We start from the raw sequence: 17,361 nt of genomic DNA on the forward strand, positions 1-17,361 counted from the left end.
GTTCGTTCAGTAAGTAAGGCAAAAAACCTATTTTGGTATCGAAATTGGGAAAAATAATACATGGGCAAACTTGTAAGACTATTCTTGGTCATTTTAATTTTTAGCAGTGCCTGCTCTTCTGAGCGGGACACATTTACAAACCGTACTTTTCATAACATCACTTCTCATTTCAATGCTTACTATCTGGCCGATGTCAAGATTAAAAAAGTGGAAGACATCGTCAAGTCAAATTACAAAGAGGATTACACTCAAGTATTGCCGGTATTTATTCCAATCGACTCTGCATCTATTCAGGCTGGTGCAGACACCTTGCAATCCGCGAGAGAATTAGCCTCCAAAGCAGTTGAATGGCATAGAATCAGTAAATGGGTGGATGACAGTTATTATCTACTTGGGAAAATCGATTACCTCCAGGCTCAATTTGACGATGCTCAAAACACCTATAAATATGTCAATGTCAACAGCAAGGATAAAGATCTAAGGCACAAAACTTTGATTTCCCTTCTTAAGCTATATGTCGATTTGCAGGAATATGAAAATGCCAATTTCACTATTGACTACTTATCCAAAGAGTCTGGCATCAATGACGAAAATCGATATGAGCTTTACCGTACCTTGGCATATTATTATGAATCACGAAGAGACGCCAATGGAGTAATAGGGGCTTTGGTGAAAGCTTTGGAATATGTTGATGATAAAAAAGAGGAATCCAGAATCAATTTTATTTTGGCACAGCGCTACCAAAGATCGGGATTAGATGCACTGGCATTTGATTTTTATAACAAAGCACTGGCAGGTAATCCACCATACGAGAGAAGCTTTTTTGCGCAGCTATATGCCCAGCAAGTTGCTGAGTTAAACAAATCCAAGGATCTAAAAAAGGTCAGGAACTATTACGAAGACCTGTACAAGGATCCTAAGAATAAAGATCTGAAAGATGTCGTAGTGTATGAAATGGCACTCTTCGAAGAGAAGCAAGGAGATACTGAAAAGACCCTAGAATTATTACATCAGGCGGCAAAAGAACCGGGAAGCAATCCTCGCCAAAAAGGCTATATCTACCAAAAGCTGGCTGAAATCAATCTTGATGAATTTAAAGATTATCGAGCCACCAAATATTATTTAGACAGTGCCCTTACTTTTATCAATGAGGCTGATCCGGTAGCAAAACAAATTAAAGAGCGAAAAGAGACACTTGATCATTATGTTTTTCATGTGGAGAGAATCCATGCCAATGATAGTCTTATTTTACTTTCAGGCTTAAGTCCTGAAGAGCAGCAATTGGTTGCAGAGAACTTTATCAAAAGTGAAGAAGAGCGATTGCTGGCAGAGGCAGCTGCCAAACAAGAACCAAAAAGCAATAGCATTTTTGACAATTTGCTAGCTTTCAATGACAGGGGAACTGGTTCGACTTTCTATTTTGATAATTCGGTGGCGATGCAACAAGGAACCATTGAGTTTTATAGAACTTGGGGAAACAGGCCATTGCAGGATAATTGGAGAAGAAGTGCAGCTAGCTTTCAAAGTACCGAACCTACAATTGCCGCTCCTGCAGAAAGTGATTCTACAGCGACAGACGATTCCGCAAATCCATTGAATCAACTACCAGATCTGGAGAGTTTATTGGCTCAAATTCCTAGTTCAGAGGAAGAGATCAATACTTTGAATCTAGAATTGGAAGAATCCTATTTCGAGTTAGGAAAGCTTCTTTATTTTGAACTAAAAGAGATCGAAGCGAGCATAGACAATTTAGAAACCTTGGTGAGAGAGTATCCAAATTCTTCCAGAAAACCTGAGGCTTATTATTTACTTTATTTGGCACAACGGGATCGAGGAGGTAATTTCCAGCAATACGTAGGAAGATTAAATAATGAATTTCCGAACTCACAATACACTTATTCAGTAAATAACCCGGATGCAGCTTCTGGAAATTTGGCTTATTTAGCCTCATCAAAGAACTATGAACTGGCTTATAACGCTTATTATAATGGGAATTATCAAGAAGCCAGAAAAATCATCCAAGAAACACTGGAAGAATACCCTTTAACCAGAAATACTGAGAGAATTTTGCTTTTGGATATCATGGTCACTGGTAAGCTAGACAGTCGCCAGGTTTACAGAAATAGACTAGAAGCATTTATTGAGAATTCAAAAGAGGAAGAATTGAGAGAATTGGCAAGGAATATGCTAAGACCCATGATGTCAAGCGAAGAACTTGCAGCGCTAAACAAACCTGACAGTACTGCTTTGGATTCTGCAGCTTTGGCCAATCCAGACCCTAATTTGAATCCGGATGGGCAAAACCTGCCAGAATCTCCATACAAAATCAATGACTCCAATACGCATATTTTTGTATTGGTTATGAGTCCCGATGAAATGGAAGCAGCAACCGGTTTATTAGCTGATTTGGAACAGTTTCATGCCAAAAACTTTCCGAATGCGAGATTGAGAACTGGAAATATGAATATGACGAGTGAGAATTCTATTTATATCATTTCTCCATTCAACAATGCAGACAAGGCAAAAGAATATTACAGTCAGTTTCTGAATGATTTTAAGTCCGAAGGAATTACCGATTCTATTAAGAACAATTCGTTTGTGATATCCATTGAGAACTTCCAGCAACTGAACAAAACAAAAAATCTAGAGGAATACAGGACTTTCTTCAAGTCAGTTTATAAGTAATTATGAGTAAAAATTCAAAACCTGAATCATCTGGCTTTGCCAAAAAAATAGTCAAATTTATATGGCTAGCCTTTTTGGCTGGATTCTTTGGTTTCATCCTATTCGTTTGGATGGTGAGCATCAATTTCCTTGGCCTCTTTGGTTCTTTACCTGACTTCAAAGCATTAGAAAATCCTGAGAGCGAACTTGCCTCAGAATTATATTCCTCAGATGGTGTTCAATTAGGTACCTACTTCCGTGAAAACAGAAGCCCGGTTACTTACGAGGAGCTTTCTCCTAACTTGGTTCATGCACTGATCTCCACAGAAGATGTGAGATTTGAAGAACACTCAGGCATCGATATGATCGCGATGATGAGGGTTTTTGTAAAATCCATATTGCTTGGTCAGGATGCAGGTGGTGGATCTACCTTGAGTCAACAAACAGCTAAGAACCTTTTTAAAACTAGAACAGATGCTTCTCAAGGCACTTTGAGTTCTGTCCCAGGTTTGAGAATGTTGATCATTAAAACCAAAGAATGGATTGTAGCCACCCAACTAGAAAAAGCTTATACCAAAAATGAAATCCTTACGCTTTATCTGAATACTTCAGAGTTTGGATCCAATGCTTACGGGATTAAAACTGCAGCAAAAACCTTCTTTAATAAAACTCCTGCTGAATTAGATGTACAGGAAGCAGCGGTTTTGGTAGGTCTATTTAAAGCACCAACTTATTATAGCCCAGTCTATAATCCTGAGAATTCTCTACGAAGAAGAAACACGGTACTCTACCAAATGGTGAAAAATGATGCGCTATCTAAAGCAGAATTTGATTCGCTTTCTCAGCTTCCAATAGAACTTGATTATAATGTGGCCAATCAAAATAAAGGCCTAGCAACATACTTTAGAGAGGTGGTAAAAGCTGATCTTTTGAGATGGGCTAAGGATAACCTAAAATCTGATGGTACTTCTTATGACCTTTATGGCGATGGATTGAAAATTTATACCACCATCGATAGTAGAATGCAGCGATATGCAGAAGAGGCTGTTTCAGAACACATGGCTTCTCTTCAAAAGGCCTTCTACAAGGAAATGGGGAACCGAGACCCTTGGATAGACAGTGAAAATCGCGTAATTCCAAATTTCATCGAAGATGCAGTAAAGAGAACTGAAGCATATCGACTTCTTAAAATCAGATATGGTAACGATACAGACTCTATCGATCTAAAGCTGAATGAAAAGAAAAAGATGAAGGTCTTTTCATGGGAAAAAGGAGAAATAGATACGTTGATGAGTACGATGGATTCCTTGAGGTATTATAAGAAGTTTTTGCAAACTGGCTTTATGAGTATGGATCCACACACCGGCCAAATCAAAGCTTGGGTAGGTGGAATGGACCATAAGTATTTCAAATTTGACCATGTAAAACAAGGTAAAAGACAGCCTGGGTCTACGTTCAAACCGTTTGTTTATGCTGCTGCTATTGAAAATGGATACAGCCCTTGTTACTCTGTTATTGATCAACCTGTCGAAGTTTACATTCCAGGACAGCCTACTTGGAGCCCATCAAATGCGAATGGGAAATTCTCCTATGAGAAAATGACAATCCGACATGCAATGGCAGAATCTATCAATTCTGTTACTGCCTACATGATGAAAAAGCTGAGTCCAAAAATAGTGGTGGAAACAGCCAGAAGATTGGGTGTGACGAGTGATTTGGAGGAAGTACCAGCTTTGGCACTCGGGGTAAATGACGTAAGTATTTATGAAATGGTAGGTGCATTTGGAACCTTTGTTAATAAAGGAGAGCATACCACACCATTCTACATTGATAGGATTGAAGATAAAAACGGAAATGTCATTCAGCAGTTTACTGCTAAAAAACGCCCAGCCATGAGCGAAGAGCATGCATACTTGATGACTTATATGCTCAGAGGTGGTTTTGAAGAACGAGGTGGAACAAGTCAGGGAGTTCCCTATTCCATACGTGAAGGGAATGAATTGGGAGGAAAAACAGGAACTACTCAAAATGCCTCTGATGGTTGGTACATGGGCATCAGTAAAGACTTGGTCAGCGGTACTTGGGTCGGCGGTGATGATAGAGCCATCCACTTTAGAAGTTGGATTAATGGACAAGGTGGTAGAACAGCAAGACCTATCTGGGTGAAATACATGGAAAAAGTCTATGCGGATAAAAGCCTCGGTTATACTAAAGGACCTTTCCCTAGACCAGAAAGACCATTGAGTATAGAAATTGATTGTGACGTGTATGAAAAAGAAAGTCAGCGCTTTGCAGATTTTGATTACGATGCTAAAAAGAATGATTTCTAAAATCATAAAACTCAACAAAGAAAACAGCCTTAATCCAAGGCTGTTTTTTTATTTTTAGACCATGGAGGCATCATCCTACACACCAAGTGAACATCTTTCTCTTCCCGATCAGCCGGGAGTATATCGTTATTTCAATTCCGATAATGAGCTTATCTATGTTGGAAAGGCAAAAAGCCTAAAGAAAAGAGTTTCTAGCTATTTCAATAAAAACTCAGGAGTTAATCTGAAGACAAGAAGAATGGTGAAAGAGATCGTAAAGATCGAGATCACAATTGTCAACAGTGAGTTTGATGCGCTGCTTCTTGAAAATAATCTCATAAAAAAGACTCAGCCGAAATACAACATTCTTTTAAGGGATGACAAGACTTATCCGTATCTCCTTTTAACAAAGGAAAATTTCCCCCGAATTTTTCAAACCAGAAAAATGATCCCAAAACGAGGGACATACTTCGGCCCTTTTGCAAGTGTAAAGGCAATGAATAATGTTCTGGACTTAATCAGGGAGTTATTCACTATTCGGACTTGTAAACTGGATTTGTCCCCGTATAAAATTGCCGAGGGTAAATATAAAGTATGCTTAGAATACCATATTGGTAATTGCCAGGGGCCATGTGTGGGTTTACAAAGAGAGAAAGATTACCTCAATGATATAGAACAAGCAAAGCACATCTTAAAAGGAAACCTGGGTCTAGCCAAAGCTCATTTTAAGAGTGAAATGCAAAAACATGCTGAAAACCTAGAGTTCGAAAAAGCGCAAAAGACAAAGGAGAAATTAGACCTCTTAGAAAAATATCAGGCCAAGTCATTAATCGCCAGTCCAAGCATTGTGAATCTAGATGTTTGCACAATCGTCACCGATGAGAAATCAGCTTATGTCAATTACCTGAGAGTAAAAAATGGAGCAATGAATGTTTCCAAAAATGTGGAATTGAAAAAGAAGTTGGATGAAAGTGAAGAAGAACTGTTGGTAACTGCTTTAATCAGGCTTCAGGACCAATTTCAAAGTGATGCAACAGAAGTACTGAGTAATATTGAATTGGAGGAACCAATTGAAGGACTTAATCTGGTTAAACCTAAAATTGGAGATAAGAAAAAGTTAATTGAGCTATCACTTAAAAATGCTTTATTCTATAAAAAAGAAAAAGCACTTCTTAAGGGACTTAATGAAGACAAGAAAGACCGAGTAATAAAACAATTACAACAAGATTTGAGTCTTCCAGAAATTCCAGATCATATTGAATGTTTTGACAATTCTAATATCCAAGGAACAAGTCCTGTTGCAAGCATGGTTTGCTTTCTGAATGGGAAACCTGCTGTTAAGGAATATAGACATTACCATATCAAAACTGTGATTGGGGCAAATGATTTTGCCAGTATGAAAGAGATAGTCACTAGAAGATATAAGCGGCTGGTAGAGGAGGATAAACCTTTACCAAAGCTGGTGGTCATCGATGGAGGCAAAGGACAATTATCCTCAGCTGTGGAAGCCCTTCAAGAACTTGGCGTTTATGGAAAAATGCCAATTATAGGTATTGCGAAGAGATTAGAAGAAATCTATTTTCCAGGTGACTCCTACCCTATTCACATCGACAAGAAATCAGAAAGTTTAAGATTACTTCAGCGTATCAGGGATGAGGCTCACCGCTTTGCAATTACATTCCATAGGAAAGTAAGAAGCAAGAATGCCTTTGGGACTCAATTAACTGCTATTCCAGGAATTGGAGAAAATACCGCCGAGAAGCTATTATCACATTTTAAATCTGTCAAAAAGATCAGTGAGGCTAGCAAAGAGGAAGTGGAAGCTGTGATAGGAACTAGTCGTGCAAAGTCCCTATTTGAATGGGTAGAAAAAAATAAAGGGGCTTAAAAAAGCCCCTTTTATTATTACCACTCCCAAAGAGTGTTTTCGTATTCTAAAAGTTTATACTCGAACTCAAGCGAATTTATATATGCCTGAACTTCGGGGTTTGGACTATCCGCATCGACGAGATCCGCTATTAAGGCCTCATCTGGATTAGTAAATCTCCTTACCACAGATCTAAATAATCTAGATTCAAAAGCCTGATCATAAGTTAAACTTTTAGATAGGTTTTTGAAGTTGATCCATCTTGCTTCTGGATGATCTTTGAAATAGTTATAGAAGTCTTTGTATCTGATGTAAGCAATTGTCTTCTGACCAGCATTAGAGTTGGTCTGAGAAGGCATTACTAATTCTAGATATTTAATATCAAACACCATATCTGAATGATGCTTGTCGAAAACAAAGTCTTCTTTAAAATCCAGGTAATACAATTGTTTTACAAAGATGCTATCGCCTGTTGCATTCAACCAGAAGTTATCCTGAAATTCAGCAATTGACATAGGTTGCGTAAAATCCTCATCAGCAAATACTTCAAGAGCATTCTCATCTACAACAGCTTTGTAGATGTAATTGATGATTCCGTTCTTTTTAGCATCTCCTGACCCATAAAGCGACAAATTATACTTTTCTCTAAGGTCAATTCTTCTCCAAACTGCGATTTGATACATCTTATCATCTTCTCTGATTCTTTTTGCAGAGAAAATTGTATCCATATCAAAGGTCCTGTCACCATATCCTGAAGGAGTGACACTTGTTGCAATTTGTGCTTCACTTGCCAAAGGAGCAAAAGCAGCTACCATTAGCAGGGACAAGATCAATTTTGGAAGAAAATTTTTCATAATTAGTTTATCTGGATTCTTACCGAAAGCTTATTTCACTCCGATACGAATAACTTTGTTCAAAGTAGAAGGAATCTTATTTCCTCTAAAGTTTGTTCTGGTAACCTGTCTTACAACGATTACAATATCATCTCCAGCTCTTGCACTTTCAAGTAACTGACGCATTGCAATGCTATTACCACTTGAGATTTGAGTTGTCTCTCTAGGAACATCATTTCTCAGAAGTCTAATCTCACCACCAGTAACTTCGAAGTTAGCGTCTTTCGCCATAGTTCTTCCAAAAGTTGCTTCTGGTTTTGCCAAGACTTTTAATCCTGTTAATGTACCGATTGCTTGAGACTGGCTCAGATCAATTTCGTTTCCGTTTGAAGCAGCAGGTACCAAAGTTGGTTCTGGAACCGGTTTAATATCATACGCTACATCTCCGATTTTATTGCCTCCAGAGCTTACTCCAATAGTTACTTTACCTGATGCACCAGGTACAACGGTTAGTTGACCAGGCTTATTTCCTTTAATGGATTGACCATTACTTACTGCGAAATCCGGTGAGTAAGTATTACCCAATGCAGGAACTTCAATCAATAATTCATTTGCACAATCTGCATAAAGCTGCTGAACTACTTCAGATGATACTTTAATTACAGGTTGAGCTACAAAGTATTCGTATTCAACTGGAAGTACTTTGTCTTCCCCACCAACATTTGTGACAATCTCACCTTTCAATACTCTTTTAGCTAAACCTCTATCATCATATTGGCCAGCTGGAGTTACAGTGAAATCAATTTTACCAAATCCATTTTCAACTGGTACCGCTCTACCATCAATTGTCATTTGAGGGGCAGCAGCAGAAGAACTGGATGCGATAAACATATCCCCTTCAAACTTAGTGCCTGCTGCCACTACATTTGATGTAGCCGCGATTCTTGCTTCAACTATATCTGCTTTGAAATAGAATGTACCAATTGAACTGGTGATTTGAGAAAGTGCTTCACTTTCAATATTCAGCACTTCATTTTGATATTGAGAAATCAAAGCCATAACAGCTCCAACTGGGGATTTCACAAAATTCAAAGCAACAAAGTCTTTATTTCTTGCCTCTCGGTCATTTGCAAACAAAGGAATTTCACCGGCGTCTTTAGCAATTGGCTGAAATGACATATCGATACCAATTCCGCTTAAAATCTGAGAAATCTGAGTTGGATAGCTATTTAGCCTTTCTTTCATTTCCTCACCTTTGCCATTGTTGGCAAACATATTTCCTGGAATTTCAGTGTTCTTCAGACTTGAATTTACGAAGTTACCTTCCTCATTAATCGCATTTGACTGCGTAATCAATTGTTGCTTCAACTCTTCCAAATAAGCAAAAATCTCTTTGGTAGCATTTCTTACTTCTTGGGCTGCTCCTACTTTAGGAACATCCTTTTCATTATTACCTTGCTGCTCTACGGTAGATTTAATAGAGTTTACAGTAAACTCATTTTTGGAAATATAATTCCTGGAGGTTCTCTCCATACCATCATTCAGCAATACAAATTTCTGGAGAATCTGGTTACTTACCTGGAGGGCCAATAAGGCCGTCAAAACCAGGTACATCATCCCGATCATCCGCTGTCTAGGTGTCTCTTTAGCTCCTGCCATCTTCTTTTATTAGTCTATTCTAGATGATTGAGTATAATTAACCTTTCATAGCGGATAACATTCCACCATAGATTTTATTCAATGAACTTACGTTTTGATTTAGCTTAGCCAATTCATTTTTAAATGCTTCAGTCTCTTTTCCGGCTTCGGTAAGACCTTCCATAGCTGCAGTCATATTTGAATAGAATTTATTCAATGTCTTCACATGACTATTCGCATCCTGCAATTCCATTTCATAAACTGCGTTTAATGCAGAAAGATTTTTTGTTACAGTTTGTACTTGTGAATGATAAGCTTTAGCATCCTGAGAAGCAGAAGACATCTCTGTCAAGGCAGCAGCAGTTTTGCTATACGAAGCATTCATGTCTACAAGAGTTTTTGCAGCGGTCTTTACATTCGTTGCATATTCATTTGTAGCAACAGCCGCATCAGAAAGGTTACCCATTTTTTCTGCGGAGGTTGCAAGATTCTGCATTCCTTTACCTAAGCTTTCTATTAGTTCTGGACCAACTTTAGCTTTAGACAACATTTCATCTAATTTCTGAGAAACGTTATCACCAGAACTAGCTGCTACAGTTCTTTTTACTCCAGGTTCTCCACCAGCAAGTTCAGGGTAGACTTTTGTCCAATCCACTTCTTCATGGCGTGGTTCAAATGCGGAAAGGAAAAAGATCAACGCCTCAGTAGTAAGTCCGATACCAATCATCCAATTTGCTCCATTCCAATCTAAGATTTTGAACATCGCACCAAGAATTACTACAGCAGCACCAATACCGTAAATTTTAGGCATTATGCTTGAATAAAATTTTGTTGAAAACGAATTGCTGTTGCTAGCCATGTGTTAAAGTGTGATTATAGTTATAAGGTGAATTTCTTTAGTGAGATTATTACTTTTTATCTTTTTCTTCTTTTAGCAGATTTCACATCCATGGATCCTGATCTGCCTATAAATGTCATTACTGTTCTGAATCCGATGTGTGCTTGAGCCACATCTTCATATTCATAAGTTCTGGTACTTGTTTCAAGGAAGTGGGCAATGTCTTTCCAACTACCACCTCTCACAACTTTTCTTGGTTCATTTGGATCATCATACACCGGGTTTAAATCCCAGGTTATAGCACTAGAAGTTGCTGCATAGGCATCTAAAACCCATTCTGAAACATTTCCAGACATATTATATAGACCAAATCCGTTTGGAGCAAAAACATCTACTGGCGCAGTGTATGGGAATCCATCGTCAATATAGTTACCTCGTCCAGGTTTAAAGTTTGCCATTAGACAACCTCTTTTGTTTTTAAGATAAGGACCTCCCCAAGGATACTTCGCTACGTCTTTACCACCTTTAGCCGCATATTCCCACTCTGCTTCTGAAGGCAAACGGAAAGGAGTCATATCATATTCAGATTCGTCATTAGCACGTAAATGGTATGTTCTCCATTCACAATATTGTTTTGCTTGATCCCATGATATGCCTACCACTGGGTAGTTATCAAAAGCAGGGTGGTCAAAATAAAACTCCATCAATGGATCACCATAGTGGTAAGAGAAGCTAGTAGACCAAACAGTAGTATCAGGCTTTAACTCGTCTAAATTAAATGTTGGCGCTTCCTTTAAAGTAGTTGGAGTACCAGTTTCCAACTGACCGTTTTTCACAGCCTCTAAAAATTGTCTGTACTTATTATTAGAAACTTCATACTTATCCATGAAAAATTCAGAAATGGTAATCTGCTTATTCATCGAAGATTGAGTATAGGCTATATCCTCATCAGACTGTCCCATCCAAAAAGTACCTGCTTTAATGGGAACCATATCAATCGGTAGGTTTTGCTGCCAACTTTCCCTTTTTGGAACTCCGGTTACTTCTCCTCTTCTATTAGCCTTTTCGCTAGCAGAGCCTTTCTTATTAAAAAGACCGCAGCCAGGTAATAGTGTCGCCACAGCCAAACCTAATGTGATTGACAATAAGCGAAAATTCATTTTTTTATACATAAATGACGTTTTTGAGTTCATCAAATTAATGCCCAATTTAAACTAGTCTAAAGCTTCGAAATTTAGCTGAATTTGCCAGAATTATGCAAATAACCTGCCAAATTTCTTGGCTACGTTAAAGATGGGTTCATTGTTTATTTTTTGGCTCTTTTTAGCAAAAATTCACAAATCTGAATTTTTAAAACCTAAATCGAGGAGTCCTTTGAATGACTCTTTCTATTTGTCGACTTACATCTGACAACGTATATCTCAGTAGGAGCTCGTGACTTGTTGGAGCCTTTGCTTCAACACCACCAACTACCAAATCAAATGCATAACCCAATTTTAAGGAATTATCCTTTAATATGCTGTAACCAAGGATAAAAGAAACTGATTCTTCCCCTCTATATGCTATTCCTCCACTAATTTTATTCTGATGTGTAGCAATAACGCTCACATCATAAGAAAAATTATTAAATGAAACCGACTTTAATAGAAAACTTGGCTCAATTGCCAATTGACCTATCGGTCTAAATCTATATCCCAATAAAACGTAAGAATGATTCTTTAACTGATTTGCATAAGAACCATCCCCAAAATCAAAATTAGGCTCATTTATATGCCTACTACTTAATCCTATGTAATAATCTCCCCGATCAAATAATAAACCCGCACTGAAATTAATATTCATCTGGTTCTCTTTTCCAGCAGAAGGAAGGTTTGGTTCTGGGTTCACTACGATTAATTCCCCAAAATCCAATGAACTAGAAAACATCCCTACCGAAACCCCGAAACTTACATCAGATCTATTGAACTTTTTATGATAAGATCCCTGGAGATTGATCTCTAAATTTGAACTGGCACCGATCTGATCATTTACGATGGTCAGTCCATATCCTATATTCTTAGAATCTAATCTACCTTGAGCAGTTAGCAACTGACTTACAGGAGCTCCTCCCTGTCCGTTTGAAGTACTGTAATTGGCCCATTGGGTCCGGTGCAATGCAGAAAACCTAAACCCTCCATCCTTTCCTGCAAATGCAGGGTTATAATACATGCCATTATACATGTATTGGGTAAATTGGGCGTCTTGTTGCGCAAAGGCAGGCTGAACACCTGCCATTATCACAAATACTATTAGGCTCTTAAAAAAGTACTTCCAGTGGCCGCTTCGAATCATTTTAGCGTGGTTTAGTCTAATCTGAAAACTATTGTAATGAATTAAACTGAAAAACCACAGAAATTGATTCTAAGATTTACAAATTATTCGCCTTTTTGATGTAAAGCTCCAACGCACCAGTCATACTCGGTGCATTTGGTAATGGTGCTTCAATATCCAAAATCAAATCTAAATCTCTTACAGCCTGTGCTGTGGTAGGACCAAAGGCTGCAATTCTGGTTTTCCCCTGTACAAAATCAGGGAAATTCACTTTTAAAGATTTTATCCCAGATGGACTGAAAAACGCTAGAATATCGTATTTCACATCTGCCAAATCAGATAAATCCGCTGCCAAAGTATGATATATAATTGCTTCTGTAAATGCAATTCCATTCTTCTCCATGTACTCAGGAATGACATCTTTACGGATATCAGAGCAAGGGAATAGATATTTTTCAGACTTATGCTTTTTGAAATAATCAAATAAATCCTCAGCAGTCTTTTGACCTACGAATAATTTACGCTTACGGATTACAATATATTTCTGAAGATAGTGTGCAGTTTGATCAGAAATACAAAAATATTTCATCTCTGCCGGCATCTCTATTTTAAAATCTTTACATATAGCAAAGAAATGATCTATCGCATTTCTGCTGGTAAAAATAATAGCAGTATGCTTTAGAATATCGATCTTTTGTTTTCTGAATTCCTTTGGCGGGACTGGCTCAACTTTAATAAACTGCCTGAAATCAATCTTTAAATTATACTTCTCCGCTAATTGTACATAAGGTGAGTTTTCACCTGCTGGTTTTGGCTGAGAAACAAGAATACTTTTTACTGGTCGGAACCTGTCTTTGCTAACTGCGCTCATGCTATTTATTATGCTTTGAACATTCAATATTTACTGGCCCAAAACCATGACCAACTTGGCCATGATCAAAAAGGGCACTAGTTCTGCGATGCAAAGGTAAGTAAATAAATGGTATTTCTTAAAGCTCAATCTATTCATCATAATTAAGAAAAGGCCCATTACACCTAGTATATAAACCCAGAAAAACACTGACAATGAGACTCCTATTACCTCTTTTGCCAAAGAAAATTCGTTGGCTAAAAAAAATGCAATCACCAATACAAAAGCTCCTATAGCTATCACTACTAATCTCAATAGATAAAAGAAATGTGCAAATTCTAGTTTTCCCAGATCAAATAAATAGGCAATCATTTTTATACCGGTAAATTTCACCAGTGTCACTGTAAAAAATAACAATGCTCCAATCACCCAAACTATCATCAAGGATTTAAAGTCAATCCCTATCCAAGTGATCAGCCAGTCTTGTCTATAAAAAACTAAACCTATAACTGCTACCAAGGAAGTCATCAAATTCACCAATAAAATGTAAAACAATACATCCATCGAAAAGAACTTTTGCAAACTTCCAGATTCCGAAAAATCCTCCGCCGTTAACAAAGATTCAGGCCGGATCATGGCTATAAATAAATAAGGATAAGCAACCTTATATAATGCGAGAATAAAAAGAATGATCAGGAAAGAAAGAAAGAAAAAATCACGCAATTCCTGACGATCAAATCTTCTTTCATTCAGATTTAAATTTGCTGATTCAGTTTTCTTTTCTACAAAAGTCGGATTCAATATTTTCCTGACAGAAGCATCCCCTAGCTCTATCCCTTTTTTAAATACAATCAATTCCACCTCCTTCGAACCAAACTCTTCGGATAAATCTGCACTTGGTTGAGAGAAAGTGGTGTCATTCTCCACATAGACCCATAGTTTCTCCCCAATAAATACAACGGATTTTTCAGGAAAATCAAATGAGATATTCGCCAACGGAAAGGTTTTTAGATCCAGACTCAAAACCAACCTATCATTTGGCCTGATCCAGGTTTCTTGGGTTCCTTTCTCCCATTGGCTCGCATAATCCTGCAAAACCTGGCTAAAAGCAGGGTTCAGGTTGCTTGCCAAGACCAAAAAAAGCGTTAAGAGTTTAAAATAGGTTTGCTTCATGCTCAAAACCTGGCCAGATAGCCAAAATGAATTCTGGAATAAGAGAAAGACAAAGGTTGTAAATTAGATTTTCCCAAGCCATAAATAAATCTAAAAACTCCATTGCCAGTTTCTAAATTTATGCCAGCACCGAATGATATCGGATAATCTTTTTCCCGCTCGTCAAACGGATTATTCAATACTCCAAAATCAGAAAAAACCATCAAATAGGAATTCCCTCCAAAAAATAAGCGCTGCTCCATATTGAAGTATCCGAAGTTTTTGGCAAAAAAGAAATTCTCATTGAAACCACGAATGGATTTTAAGCCACCAATCCTATATAGATCATTTAATAACAAATTTTCATTCCTGATAAATCCACCGCTTCCCCTAAACCACATTCCCCAGATTTGACTCATAAATACATGCTGCTCAACTTGGATACTTCCTGTGATTTGTGGTGTATTCAAATCTAATCCTTGGTATACTGATTCAGGTATTCCTGTATTCTGAAGGATTTTTTTATTACCCGCTGCAAATTCCGATTGAAAAAGAAACCCTCGCCTTGGAAAAAATGGGGAATCCAGCCTGTTAACTTTCAATCCCAGCCCATAAAGATTCCATCTATAATCTGCGATTTCCGGCAATTCAACTGCTTCTTTATAAGCAAAAGTTGAGATCAAATCACTGGCTTGTCGTTTTGTAAAAAATCTAATGGAGGAATTTTTTGAAAAATCATATCCAAAATCCAAGCTAAAATGACGATTGAGAAAAGAAGAATCTTGTTTTAGCAAATGAAATCCCAACCCAATACTCAAAGGTGAACCAAACAGAAATGATTCCTTCGCATTGATATCCAACGATTGAGTTTCTTTGTTCATCCGCTGCCAATGAACAGCAACATCCCTCCCCTTTCCACCGAGATGAAATAACTCAAGATCAAGTTGCCCTGTGATCAATATCTTTCCAGGTTCATTTTCATTGGGAAGTAATCCTATGATCCCATCGATCACATTGACATTTCTATCTCTTAAATAAAAGGTAGGACTTGCACTTTTGATCCGAAAGTTCAATTCCGGACTTTGGGATAATTCAAAATAGGGAGACCGATTCAGTGTTTCACTTGCCTTCAAAAACTCCTTCTGAGAAAAAGCAGTACCCGGTTGAATCCTCGTTAAATTCTGAACATACCTTGCTTGAGTTTTAGTGTTGCCTCCAACCTTCAAACTATCCCAAGTGATATATGGACCTTCTTCAACATGAATTGCTCCGAGGATCCTGTCACTATCTCTATCTATGCTATCAAGTTTAATCTGAGCAAAAGGAAAACCTCTGTTTTCAAAATACTCCAAAGAATTACTTATCCATTGATTCCATTCTAAAAAACCTTGATCTGGAGGTGGAAGATTGTTCAATAAATCTGGTGAGATATTACCCTTTCTTATTTCCGCCAGTTCGAATTTTTGACCGACATGAATCAAGTAGCTCAAGGAGTCATTGGCTTCTTTCTCTTTTTCCCTAAAAGCTGAAAGATATCCTCTTTGATAAAAATCTGTCAAAACCGAATCTAAAGTTTTGTCGATTTCAGCTTGGCTAGCAAAAGGCTTCCATTCCTGCCGAATTTCCTGATCGGCGCTTTCCCATCTCATCCAAAACACCACTTGCCCCATCAGGCGGTTTGCTGAGATCAGCGACAAAAAGAGCAAAACAAAGCAGTACTTCCTCAAGGGTCTTTGGGATTGATTATATTCGCAAAATAACAGAATTCCATTGGCAGGCATCTACATTCATATCCCATTTTGCAAGCAGGCTTGTCATTATTGTGACTTCCATTTCAGCACCAATCTCAGTAGAATGGAAGAAATGGTCCAACAGATCAAGCAGGAACTTCTTCTGCGGAAGGATTATTTAAAAGGGGAAGCTATCGAAACAGTTTATTTTGGAGGTGGTACTCCTTCCCTTTTAAAACCCAAAATGATAGAATCCATTTTGGAAACCATCCAAAGTCAGTACTCATCAGACTGGAAAGAAGTAACCCTCGAGGCAAATCCCGATGATCTCAATGAAGAAAATCTAAGGGCATGGAAAAGTCTTGGAATCGATCGCTTGAGTTTAGGAATTCAAAGTTTCAACCAAGAAGTTTTAAACTTTTATAATCGAGCTCATACCGCTATTGAATCCAAAGAAGCGATAAATAAAGCCCGACAAATTGGTTTCGAAAAATTCAGCCTTGATTTAATTTATGGCTTTCCTCATTCGAATCATTCCATTTGGGAAGATGATCTAAAAGAGGCAATTTCTTTAAATCCAGGGCACATTTCCAGTTATGCTCTGACGGTGGAACCAAAAACTGCCTTAGGAAATTGGGAGAAATCAGGAAAATTTATAGCTCCAGACGAGGATTTTGTTTCTGAGCAATTTGAAATGCTACAGCAACTGAGTGAAGATGCAGGTTACGTTCAGTATGAAATTTCAAATTTTGGAAAGCCTGGACAATTTGCTCTTCACAACACTAATTATTGGAAAGGCATCCCCTATCTAGGGATTGGTCCAAGTGCTCATTCTTTTGATGGCAGTAATAGAGGAGCAAACCCAAGAAATAATTCACATTATCTTAACTCCTTGGCATCTGGATCCATTCCTTTTGAAGTGGAGAATCTGGAGGTAGATGATATTCTAAATGAATACATTCTTACGGGATTAAGAACTATCTGGGGAATTGATCTCGACATTATCAAAAAAAAATATGGATATTCTCTAACTGAAGAAAAAAAATCCATCTTGAATCAAATGAATCAACAAGGCTGGCTGAATTGGGAAGACAATCGGCTATCTTTGAGCAAAAAAGGAAAGCTACTTGCAGACAGCATCGCAGCAGCACTTTTTAAATAATTGAAATC

The 17,361-nt window shown here is 37.8% G+C and carries 12 protein-coding genes; 4 read left to right on the forward strand and 8 right to left on the reverse strand.

Annotation, left to right across the window (positions count from 1 at the left end; translation table 11 throughout):
- The first annotated feature begins 60 nt into the window (after positions 1–60).
- The 3 genes from porW to uvrC all read left to right on the forward strand — a co-directional run bounded on the left by porW (position 61) and on the right by uvrC (position 6,861).
- Positions 61–2,685, forward strand: a complete 2,625-nt coding sequence (porW, locus tag FHS59_RS08730) for a type IX secretion system periplasmic lipoprotein PorW/SprE (RefSeq protein ID WP_184494764.1) — start codon at positions 61–63, stop codon at positions 2,683–2,685.
- Positions 2,686–2,687: 2 nt separating this feature from the next.
- A complete protein-coding gene (locus tag FHS59_RS08735) occupies positions 2,688–4,994 on the forward strand; it encodes a penicillin-binding protein 1A (protein ID WP_184494765.1) in 2,307 nt (768 codons plus the stop codon).
- 61 nt (positions 4,995–5,055) lie between these two features.
- Positions 5,056–6,861: an excinuclease ABC subunit UvrC gene (uvrC, locus tag FHS59_RS08740; protein ID WP_184494766.1), complete on the forward strand. Its 1,806-nt coding sequence runs from the start codon at positions 5,056–5,058 to the stop codon at positions 6,859–6,861.
- Positions 6,862–6,878: 17 nt separating this feature from the next.
- Here uvrC and porN read toward each other — a convergent pair whose 3' ends face one another.
- From porN to FHS59_RS08780, 8 genes are all read right to left on the reverse strand, one after another.
- Positions 6,879–7,694 (reverse strand): type IX secretion system ring subunit PorN/GldN, encoded by an 816-nt coding sequence (porN, locus tag FHS59_RS08745; RefSeq protein ID WP_184494767.1) that lies wholly within the window; start codon positions 7,692–7,694, stop codon positions 6,879–6,881.
- A 30-nt stretch (positions 7,695–7,724) separates the two neighbouring features.
- Positions 7,725–9,332, reverse strand: a complete 1,608-nt coding sequence (porM, locus tag FHS59_RS08750) for a type IX secretion system motor protein PorM/GldM (RefSeq protein WP_184494768.1) — start codon at positions 9,330–9,332, stop codon at positions 7,725–7,727.
- A gap of 37 nt (positions 9,333–9,369) precedes the next feature.
- Complete coding sequence (gene porL / locus FHS59_RS08755; RefSeq protein ID WP_184494769.1) at positions 9,370–10,170, reverse strand: type IX secretion system motor protein PorL/GldL; 801 nt, start codon at positions 10,168–10,170, stop codon at positions 9,370–9,372.
- A 56-nt stretch (positions 10,171–10,226) separates the two neighbouring features.
- Entirely contained in the window at positions 10,227–11,321 is a 1,095-nt protein-coding gene (gene porK, locus FHS59_RS08760) for a T9SS ring complex lipoprotein PorK/GldK (protein ID WP_184494770.1), read from the reverse strand.
- 178 nt (positions 11,322–11,499) lie between these two features.
- A complete protein-coding gene (locus FHS59_RS08765) occupies positions 11,500–12,480 on the reverse strand; it encodes a PorP/SprF family type IX secretion system membrane protein (protein WP_184494771.1) in 981 nt (326 codons plus the stop codon).
- 76 nt (positions 12,481–12,556) lie between these two features.
- A complete protein-coding gene (locus FHS59_RS08770) occupies positions 12,557–13,330 on the reverse strand; it encodes a uroporphyrinogen-III synthase (protein WP_184494772.1) in 774 nt (257 codons plus the stop codon).
- A gap of 30 nt (positions 13,331–13,360) precedes the next feature.
- The gene (locus tag FHS59_RS08775) at positions 13,361–14,482 is read right to left on the reverse strand and encodes a DUF4271 domain-containing protein (protein ID WP_184494773.1); all 1,122 of its coding nucleotides are present in this window, start codon (positions 14,480–14,482) and stop codon (positions 13,361–13,363) included.
- Positions 14,483–14,484: 2 nt separating this feature from the next.
- Positions 14,485–16,188, reverse strand: a complete 1,704-nt coding sequence (locus FHS59_RS08780) for a BamA/TamA family outer membrane protein (RefSeq protein WP_184494774.1) — start codon at positions 16,186–16,188, stop codon at positions 14,485–14,487.
- A gap of 43 nt (positions 16,189–16,231) precedes the next feature.
- Here FHS59_RS08780 and hemW point away from each other — a divergent pair, with 43 nt between their 5' ends.
- The gene (gene hemW, locus FHS59_RS08785; RefSeq protein ID WP_184494775.1) at positions 16,232–17,353 is read left to right on the forward strand and encodes a radical SAM family heme chaperone HemW; all 1,122 of its coding nucleotides are present in this window, start codon (positions 16,232–16,234) and stop codon (positions 17,351–17,353) included.
- Positions 17,354–17,361 lie beyond the last annotated feature (8 nt).

The sequence above is a fragment of the Algoriphagus iocasae genome (assembly GCF_014206875.1).
Taxonomy (GTDB): domain Bacteria; phylum Bacteroidota; class Bacteroidia; order Cytophagales; family Cyclobacteriaceae; genus Algoriphagus; species Algoriphagus iocasae.